General features: G+C 35.4%; 11 protein-coding genes. 10 read left to right on the forward strand and 1 reads right to left on the reverse strand.

Annotated features, from left to right (window positions below; all coding sequences use genetic code 11):
* Positions 1-158 precede the first annotated feature (158 nt).
* Positions 159-518: a DUF3718 domain-containing protein gene (locus H4J57_RS18325; protein ID WP_182231074.1), complete on the reverse strand. Its 360-nt coding sequence runs from the start codon at positions 516-518 to the stop codon at positions 159-161.
* 496 nt (positions 519-1,014) lie between these two features.
* On the opposite strand from H4J57_RS18325, the gene H4J57_RS18330 reads away from it, so the two are divergent.
* The 10 genes from H4J57_RS18330 to H4J57_RS18380 all read left to right on the forward strand — a co-directional run bounded on the left by H4J57_RS18330 (position 1,015) and on the right by H4J57_RS18380 (position 8,080).
* Positions 1,015-1,638 (forward strand): methylamine utilization protein, encoded by a 624-nt coding sequence (locus H4J57_RS18330; protein WP_182243839.1) that lies wholly within the window; start codon positions 1,015-1,017, stop codon positions 1,636-1,638.
* 359 nt (positions 1,639-1,997) lie between these two features.
* On the forward strand, positions 1,998-3,341 hold the full coding sequence (locus H4J57_RS18340) for a hypothetical protein (protein ID WP_182243841.1): 1,344 nt from the start codon (positions 1,998-2,000) through the stop codon (positions 3,339-3,341).
* Positions 3,342-3,456: 115 nt separating this feature from the next.
* Entirely contained in the window at positions 3,457-3,810 is a 354-nt protein-coding gene (locus H4J57_RS18345; RefSeq protein WP_182243842.1) for a DUF1428 domain-containing protein, read from the forward strand.
* A gap of 127 nt (positions 3,811-3,937) precedes the next feature.
* On the forward strand, positions 3,938-4,234 hold the full coding sequence (locus H4J57_RS18350; RefSeq protein WP_182243843.1) for a hypothetical protein: 297 nt from the start codon (positions 3,938-3,940) through the stop codon (positions 4,232-4,234).
* A gap of 124 nt (positions 4,235-4,358) precedes the next feature.
* Positions 4,359-4,511: a hypothetical protein gene (locus H4J57_RS18355; protein WP_182243844.1), complete on the forward strand. Its 153-nt coding sequence runs from the start codon at positions 4,359-4,361 to the stop codon at positions 4,509-4,511.
* A 514-nt stretch (positions 4,512-5,025) separates the two neighbouring features.
* Positions 5,026-5,532, forward strand: a complete 507-nt coding sequence (locus tag H4J57_RS18360; RefSeq protein WP_259366893.1) for a helix-turn-helix domain-containing protein — start codon at positions 5,026-5,028, stop codon at positions 5,530-5,532.
* 126 nt (positions 5,533-5,658) lie between these two features.
* Positions 5,659-6,396, forward strand: a complete 738-nt coding sequence (locus H4J57_RS18365; RefSeq protein WP_259366894.1) for a hypothetical protein — start codon at positions 5,659-5,661, stop codon at positions 6,394-6,396.
* 107 nt (positions 6,397-6,503) lie between these two features.
* Positions 6,504-7,064, forward strand: a complete 561-nt coding sequence (locus H4J57_RS18370) for a flavodoxin family protein (protein ID WP_182243846.1) — start codon at positions 6,504-6,506, stop codon at positions 7,062-7,064.
* A 126-nt stretch (positions 7,065-7,190) separates the two neighbouring features.
* On the forward strand, positions 7,191-7,514 hold the full coding sequence (locus tag H4J57_RS18375) for a hypothetical protein (protein WP_182218699.1): 324 nt from the start codon (positions 7,191-7,193) through the stop codon (positions 7,512-7,514).
* Between the two features lie 107 nt (positions 7,515-7,621).
* Positions 7,622-8,080: a GNAT family N-acetyltransferase gene (locus H4J57_RS18380; protein WP_182243847.1), complete on the forward strand. Its 459-nt coding sequence runs from the start codon at positions 7,622-7,624 to the stop codon at positions 8,078-8,080.
* Positions 8,081-8,523 lie beyond the last annotated feature (443 nt).

An 8,523-nucleotide genomic window follows, 5' to 3' on the forward strand; every position in this document is an offset into this window, starting at 1 on the left:
TATTGCTGGCGTTTTACAACCCTGCAAATAGATGAATTGAGACCACCCCAAATTATTATTAGTTAAAGGAGTGGTCTTGTTATTTTTATCATAATAACTGCCCGTAAATTTGAGCTAGATTAAAAACATTATTGTCTTGATATGACTTGATAGATCACTTAACCGGCTCTTTCTTTAGCTATAGTGCCTAAGGTTGGCGAGGCAATTATTAATTCATCAACTAATTCACCTAATACTTTTCTCGGCAATTTTTTAATAATCATTTCACCGACATCATTAGCGTTGCTTGCTGCAGCAAAAAATAATATATTTTTACCGTTACAGGTTATTTCATCAAAAATAGAGCGTATTTTTATACGTTGTGCTTTTAATAAAGAGCGGAATCTCCTCTTATCGTCAGCCGCGACATACTCACAAATGTTTTGAGCCATATTATAGGCCATGACCTTGGGTGAGTACGATTGTGTTATTAATAGTAATATTATTGAGGCGATGCCCGCTGCTTTATATCTCATCATTAATTTATTCCTCAAAGCGTCACTTATTAATTTCATCAGTTTATCTAAGTGTAGCTATTAATTTTTTTATTACATTATGATTTTTTTATTTTGTTAAGTTATTAAAGATAATTGGATTTTGTCTTTTGGTTGAGACTCTAAAGGCGAAGCTTTCTGTTAAAAGCTATGTGGAGAAAAGAAATGATTTGCTACTACGAATAAAAATAGTGGTTAGCGCCTTTTTAAAGATCTAAAAGGAAAAAATGACTAATGGCTTGAGCGCAATTATTTTCTCTTCAAGTATTGTTAAGTGAATAACATTTTTAAATTAGAATAATATTCTTTAGTATTCCGTCTAAAATTCTTGATTTTTTGGTCTGAATGGCCAATTGTTTTGGTAAAATATAGTAATAAATAAGTGAAATGTGTTAATTTTGTAACATAGAGATATTTAATAATAAGCGTGGAAAGTGGCATTATGGTAAGAGTTTTTAATTACAAAATAATTTCTGTTTTAATGATTCTTAGTTCCTTTGCCTGTAAAGCAAGCAATACAAACTTTCTAGTGATTGATGTCGATAACAAACCATTGTCTAATATAGTCGTTTTCGCTGAGCCAGAAATAAAACCTACCGTGGCAGAGAGTACTTTGTCGGTTCCTTATACTGCTATTATGGATCAAGTTAATCGACAATTTTCCCCCCACATCCTAGTCGTTAATAAAAATACTAACATTGATTTTCCCAATTCAGACAGAATAAAACATCATGTTTATTCCTTTTCACCAGCGAAAACTTTTGAAATACAACTATACCGTGAGAAAAAATTAGACCCTCGTTTGTTTGATAAAGTTGGAGAAGTGATCCTAGGCTGCAACATACATGACTGGATGGTTGGTTATGTTTATGTTGTTGATACCCCTTGGTTTGGCAAAACTGATGGTGAGGGTAATATTAATTTAGCACTCCCAGATGGAAAATACACACTGAAAATATGGCATCCATTACTCCAAGAGGCTGATCAATCTTTTACTCAAAAAATAACGGTTTCTAGTCATACGAATATCACCATTAATGTAAAAGAGACGATGAAGCCTAGATATGCAGCCTATGAAGATGATGATGAATTAGATGACTATTAATTTGAAATCATTACAAAATCGTATTTTAGTACGATTTATATTTTTATTGATGATTTAGTCGCACTAGTAGTCAAGATTTTCGAGCCGTTTTTTGATATAAATAATATACAATTAGATGTCTCGGCCAGTATGGCAATAGCAGTATATCCAGAAGACTCTATTAAAGCTGATGGCCTAATGCAATTTTCTGATATCGCTTTTTACGTTTGTAAAGATAAGTACAATATCTATAAATTATGGTGCTTGAACTTATTACAAGTAATGAAGATAGTATTATTATTAAATCGATCACTGATTTAGCGCACAACTTAGGATTAAGTGTTGTAGCTGAAGGCATTGAAAATAAATAAAGTCTTAAGATGTTGAATAAAATTGGTGTTGAAACAGCACAAGGTTACTTTATTAGTAAGGCGATTCATGGCGGTGAGTTTTACCTTAGTTACTCAATTATGAGGAAAATAATGCTTAGTACAACAAATAAAACACTATTAGCCACCTTTATTCTATTGAGTTCTGCAGTTAATGCTGCACAAATAACGGTTAAAGGGGTGATTGAAGCAGGATATATTAAAGCCGATTATCATCAGCCTTGGTTAAATAGCTGGCAGGAAGAAGGCGTGGGTATATTACGGTATAACGACGACGATAAACTGATGCTAACACAAGCGGCGATAGAAATAAGTGGCGACTTAATTTCTAATGTTAATTTTGATCTTGTCGCCAATTACAATCCGGATGGTGAAAAAAGCATCGGTTTAACAGAAGCTTACTTTACTTATTCGCCATTAAATAAAGGCTTAAAACATCAAATTAAATTCGGCATGTTTTATCCTCAAATGTCACTCGAAAATACATCAACCGGATGGACAAGTCCTTATACATATAGTTTTTCAGCGATTAATTCTTGGATTGCAGAAGAGCAAAGAACCTTAGGTGCTCAGTGGTCAATCACTCGAAGTGGAAGAAAGCATAATAGCCCTCATAGTTTTACCGCATTAGCCTCTATATTTAAAGCGAATGATGGCTTAGGCAGCTTGCTTGTTTGGCGTGGTTGGGCACAGCATAATAGGCAAACTTTTTATAATGAAGCCGTTGTCTTTTCTGATTACTTTTCACAGCAAGACATCCCTATTAATACGCCTAATTTTGTTGAGCCTTTTATTGAAACAGATAGTAAATGGGGATATTACGTTGGAGGGCATTGGCGTTATCTAAAACAAACTGACGTGAGAGTTTATTACTACGATAATAGAGGTGATCCAAATGCCATTGAAAAAAATCGTCAATATGCTTGGAAAACCCAATATTATTCCGTTGCCATGCAACATAAATTTACAAGTAACTTTAGGCTGTTAGCTCAGTATTTATCTGGTGATACCGGTATGGGCAGTCAAGAAACAGGAGTGTTTACTGATATTTATTCATGGTATGTGATGTTTAATTATAAATTAGGATCACATAGATTTTCACTACGCCATGACCAATTCAAAGTAAAAGAAACTGATCAGAACAGACAAGACCCTAATGACAGCGATGGTGATAGCCTTACGTTGGCATGGCGATATCAACTGGATATAAATTGGAATGTAGGCGCTGAATTTATCAACTCAACTTCGAACAATGAAAATAGAACTTTATGGGAAAGTCGAGCAGCGGAACATAGGCAAAAGCAATATATGGCAATTGTACAATATAAATTTTAATTGAGAATAAACAGTTGGCTAGTTTCGCTTCGCTTTATACTTTAGCCAACTACAATCTCCCCCTTAATAGGGCGTTATGTGAACTTCAACCTGTAGAGTATAAAAGGAATAATATATGTCTTATGTCGATGGTTTTGTTGCCGCAGTACCAACAGTAAATAAAGAAAAGTACATTGAACATGCGAAATTGTCTGCGGTCGTATTCAAAGATCACAGAGCACTTAAAATTACTGAAAGTTGGGGAGATAACGTTCCTGATGGTGATATTACATCCTTCCCTATGGCTGTAAAATGTGGCAAAGATGAAACTGTAGTTTTTTCATCTGTTGTATGGCCGACAAAGGAAATTCGTGATGCTGGTTGGGACGCTATTATGGCAGATCCTAGAATGCACCCAGATCAAAATCCAATGCCCTTTGATGGTAAACGTTTAATCTACGGTGGTTTCGAAGTTATTTTAGAGGAATAGCACCGAGATATATTTCACATAACAATGCGTTCAAACAGATAAATAACAGCTGGCTGTTGTTCGTGCTTCACACATTTTAGCCAACTATAATTTTCGGCTTAATGCGGCGTTAAATGGAATTTAAATTATGCTACCTGAGCCAGATTACGATAAATTTTCATACGATGACCTTACTGAAGTATATGAAAATATTGATAGGGAAGCATTCCCTGAAAGGTTCAAAAAGATAAGTACTCTTCTTGAGGAAAAAGTTATGGCGTGGGACAAATTCAGAAGTACAGATCCAAACGTTAAAGCAAAAAGAATAAATGAGTTTTTCGATTCACTTACTGAAACACACTCCGACTATCATACAAACTCAAATGGGGCCGATTATGGAAGTGGTGATGTTGTTGGTTGTGGTGGCGGAGATGGTGGTGGATAACAAATCCATTTAGCAAGCCATTCAAGCAGGTCTTTTAACAGTTGGTTAGGTTCCGCTTGGGTTTACTTCACAATATAACCAACAATTAAAGCCTCTTAATGGGGCTTTGTATTCGGGAGACTTGATGAAATACCTGTTATTTCCTATTCTATTTATAATCTTTTGTACATCTAGTGCTTTTGCTTGTTCACCTGGTACGATATCTCATTTTTATATAGATTTAGATGCTGATATAGAGTGGAGTAGTGATTTATTTCCCCCTGAGATAAAAGCATAAATATAGAAAGAGGGCAATTTCCTTGTAATCATGGAAAGTTAAAAATTGAAGTGACACTACCAAAGAATAGCTTTTATAAAATTACCGATGTAGGCTTTTATTTTATTCATGATAACTCTGATTTTATTGATTCAATTTATCCAGATAATCCGCTAATTGTCAAGGAGAGTGAAGATGGTAGGTTTTATTTGGAATTTGAGTGGCTTGATTTTGAAAAAAAATTAAAGACATCATTCTATCTTGTAACTGTTCTAAAGGACTCTAGTATTAGCAGTTTAAGCAAACTTATTATGATTAACGACAAAACCGAATATATCAAGCCACTCAAGCAAGACAAATAACAGCTGGCTGTTGTTTGTGCTTCACACATTTTAGCCAACTATAATTTTTGGCTTAATGCGGCGTTGGTAAGCGTAAATTTATGTCTGTCGGCTATTTGTCGTCTGTTTGTCATTACCGACAGTATGCCCTTGGTGTATAGTGCATCCGCATTCAACAATAAATGGAGTTACCTATGAAATCATTAAGACTCGAAAAACGCTGGTCTCAAGAACAATTGGCGCAACTAAGCGATTTAAATGTTCGCACCATTCAAAGAGTAGAAAAAGGAGAAAGCATTGGAACTGAAACCTTGAAGTCTTTGGCTGCGGTTTTTGAAATCTCAACTGATGAGCTTATATGTGCTATAAATAATGAAAAAAATCTCCAAACAGAAGGGGATGAGAATATGATTAAAGATCATTCTCAGCACAACAAAGCAAAAGAGAAGGTTAAATCTATAAAATATTTTTATACATTCTCGGCACTTTTAATTGCAATCTTTCTCCTCTTTATGTTGCCTAACTACAATGACGGAGAAAATTTAGGTCCATTGATTGTTGTATTCTTATCTTTTGGTGCGCTTATTGCTGGCCTCGCTTTCCAGGTATTTCAACCCTTTGGTGAAGAATGGGAAAAAGAAAAAACATCCCAGATTTTAAATCAACAGAACAAGGGAAGTAGCTCTAGTTCTGATCGCTAAATAGACAAAAGGCATATAAGTCATTCAAACAGGGCAAATAACAGCTAGCTATTTGCTCCATCGTCGCTTATTTTAGCCAAGCATTATTTGCCTCTTAATGGGGCGTTAGAGGTAAAAGGAAATATCTTGTCAATCAACTATTCAAATTACACATTGGATGAATTATTTGATGTTAACCAAAATATCGATAAGGATAAATTTCCTGAGCGATATAAGCAGTTATCTGAAGAAATTCAACGAAGAAAAGAAAATGGAGAGTTTGAAAAAAAAGCCCAAGAAATTGAAGATCAGGAAGACGATGACGATGATGAAAATGAATTTATCATTGAATTCTCTGCTGAGGGAAATGGAAAAAAACGTAAGCTGTTTATTTTGGGTTTTATCTTAATCAATTTAGCTGTACTCGCCTTTGTATTACCTAAATATATAGTTACTGATTTAACGAACATACATGAATATTCAACAAAAATTGACTTTGTTGAATGTCATAAAGAAGAAGTGATAGATGATGAAACGGATAAAGTATATTCATACTTCGATCTTAATATTGGCTCATACCAAGATACTTTTTCAGCAGTTGGTATAGGTGAGGGTAAGTGTAAAAACTTAGCACGAAGTTTAAAGGTTGGATCTAATGTTTCTATTTGGCATGAAGATGGATTAATCCATCAAATAAAATCAAAAAATAACATTCTACTTCCATATGTATATATGGAACCCAAAGTACGAGAGTTAAAAACAGAGGGGGTAAAATTATATTGGTTTGGCTTGTTGGCGTTGTGGGTAATGTTATTTAAATCAGTCGCTAATGCTTTTTTTCCGGGGACGTTTACCTCTAGCAAGCCATTAAAACAGGACAAATAACAGTTGGCTATTTGCTCCATCGTCGCTTATTTTAACCAACGGTGTTTTGCCTCTTAACAAGGTGTTAGTTTTGATTATGCATAATCGAATAAAGGAGTTTAAAATCGATGTCCCGCATAGCGATAGTCTATTTTTCTAAGAGTGATGTCACAGGACAACTTGCTAGAGCAATAGCTTTAGGTGCTAAACAAGAACATGGAATAACTGTGCTTGAACATAAAATTGAAGGGCGCGAAATCCTTGAAGGAAGATTTGAAAACGAAGAGTTATTCAAAGCACTAAAATTATGCGATGCGATTATCTTTGGAAGCCCAACATATATGGGAAGTGTATCAGCTCAATTCAAGGCTTTTGCGGATGCTTCAAGTGAACATTGGCAGAGCCAAGAGTGGGCTGATAAAGTCTCTGCTGGATTCACCTCTGGAACAGGCCTAAATGGTGACCAATCAAGTACTTTGCAATACATGGCCACTTTAGCAAGTCAGCATGGTATGTTGTGGGTGAATATTGATGCTTCATATGGAACAGATCGTTCCACTTTAAATCGATTAGGTTGCCAATTAGGAGTCGTTTCCCAAACGACTAATAGTGTCGCACATGAAGTTGATCTTGCAACGGCAAAGCACTTAGGTCGTAGGGTTGCAAAACTTACTCTTCGTTTAAATTAGAAACATAATAAGAAATTAAACAAGGACAAAAAACAGTTGGCTTTTTGTCCACTTCGTTCATTTATTTTAGCCGACTAGTTTTGCCTGTAAATTGGGCGTTATTTGCCTTAGAGCATAGGAGTGTTAATGAAATTATTGATCAAGTTTTGTGTTGTTTTAATCCTTTTACTAAATACAACATCTTGCGTTACAACATCAACCTATGGAGCAACCTTCGAGGCTATAGCTAAGACTAACGATATTTATACTTTAAAAATTTACTACGGAGGCCCACCTCCCCAATGGGCTACAGATGTAAACTTTCAAGAAGGAACTGATTCTGCTTTATATGAAAAAGCTATGGCGTTTATTGCAGAAAATCCAGAATATAATAGCTATAAAGTTGTTGATATTGAACATAGTCATATCCCAAGTTACTACAGATATAGTGTTCATTTTCTTCGTAATTAGCAAATAACAAGGTATTCCAAAGGACTAAAAAAGCTGGCCATTGCTCGTGCCTCGCTTATTTTAGCTTCTGAATGGGCGTTAGGTATACAGGTAAACAAAGGTGCAATATGGATATTAAGCTTGGCGAATTAAGACATGAAGCTGTAATTTCTTTGTTACAAGAACATCATGAAGATATGCTAGCTCACTCACCTCCAGAAAGTGTTCACGCGCTAGATTTGCGTGCACTTGAACACCCCGATGTAACGTTCTGGAGTTTATGGGTTAATCAAGATTTAGCTGGTATTGGCGCTATAACAGAACTTGATAAAGATCATTGCGAGATAAAGTCTATGCGCACATCGACCAAGTTTTTACGTAAAGGTATTGCTCGTAAGATATTAGAGCATATCGTTGAACAAGCGACTCTTCGTTCGTATAAAAGATTAAGTTTGGAAACGGGTACTATGGATGCGTTTATTCCAGCACAAAAACTTTATCAACAATTTGGTTTTCAACCATGTGCCCCTTTTGGTAACTATCAAGAAGATCCATATAGTATGTTTATGTCAAAGGCTATTGAGTAAATGTGTGACACATAATATCAACTGTGAAGTGCGACAAAATAGCGATGCAAAAAATTACTATGCCACCCATAATAATGCTACACAGTAATAATGCTCTGAAACACTGCTATCCATTGGCCAACAACAATGCATGTACTTCATTTTGTAAGCCTTTGTATATCGATTTTTATAGATGTTGATTAAATGAGTGAATTTCAGGCAAGCTTTACTTCTCCCCCAAGGTAGCCGTATTTTTCTTGCTGTCTTAGTGCTGCCTTTGAATGTAGTTATGTTTACGCGCTATTCAAACAAGCTTGAGCATTTGCTTTACCGTGTGCGCGCTTTAACCCCACGTGCTCAGTAAATTCACACAAATGCTCTGCGGTACCTACTGCGCCAGTGAATATACCTTCAAAGTTTGTGGTGAGTTTGAGCCAACTGTCATCGCTGATGTGAAGTCTTGA

It is taken from the genome of Colwellia sp. BRX8-7 (genome assembly GCF_014077275.1).
Classification (GTDB): Bacteria; Pseudomonadota; Gammaproteobacteria; order Enterobacterales; family Alteromonadaceae; genus Colwellia_A.

What these genes read in the sequence shown, in the direction of transcription:
- H4J57_RS18350 (WP_182243843.1), top strand. Translation starts at nt 3,938, where the DNA reads ATGCTACCTGAGCCAGATTACGATAAATTTTCATACGATGACCTTACT.
- H4J57_RS18340 (WP_182243841.1), top strand. Translation starts at nt 1,998, where the DNA reads ATGTTGAATAAAATTGGTGTTGAAACAGCACAAGGTTACTTTATTAGT.
- H4J57_RS18360 (WP_259366893.1), top strand. Translation starts at nt 5,026, where the DNA reads ATGAAATCATTAAGACTCGAAAAACGCTGGTCTCAAGAACAATTGGCG.
- H4J57_RS18330 (WP_182243839.1), top strand. Translation starts at nt 1,015, where the DNA reads ATGATTCTTAGTTCCTTTGCCTGTAAAGCAAGCAATACAAACTTTCTA.
- H4J57_RS18355 (WP_182243844.1), top strand. Translation starts at nt 4,359, where the DNA reads ATGAAATACCTGTTATTTCCTATTCTATTTATAATCTTTTGTACATCT.
- H4J57_RS18345 (WP_182243842.1), top strand. Translation starts at nt 3,457, where the DNA reads ATGTCTTATGTCGATGGTTTTGTTGCCGCAGTACCAACAGTAAATAAA.
- H4J57_RS18375 (WP_182218699.1), top strand. Translation starts at nt 7,191, where the DNA reads ATGAAATTATTGATCAAGTTTTGTGTTGTTTTAATCCTTTTACTAAAT.
- H4J57_RS18370 (WP_182243846.1), top strand. Translation starts at nt 6,504, where the DNA reads ATGTCCCGCATAGCGATAGTCTATTTTTCTAAGAGTGATGTCACAGGA.
- H4J57_RS18380 (WP_182243847.1), top strand. Translation starts at nt 7,622, where the DNA reads ATGGATATTAAGCTTGGCGAATTAAGACATGAAGCTGTAATTTCTTTG.
- H4J57_RS18325 (WP_182231074.1), bottom strand. Translation starts at nt 518, where the DNA reads ATGATGAGATATAAAGCAGCGGGCATCGCCTCAATAATATTACTATTA.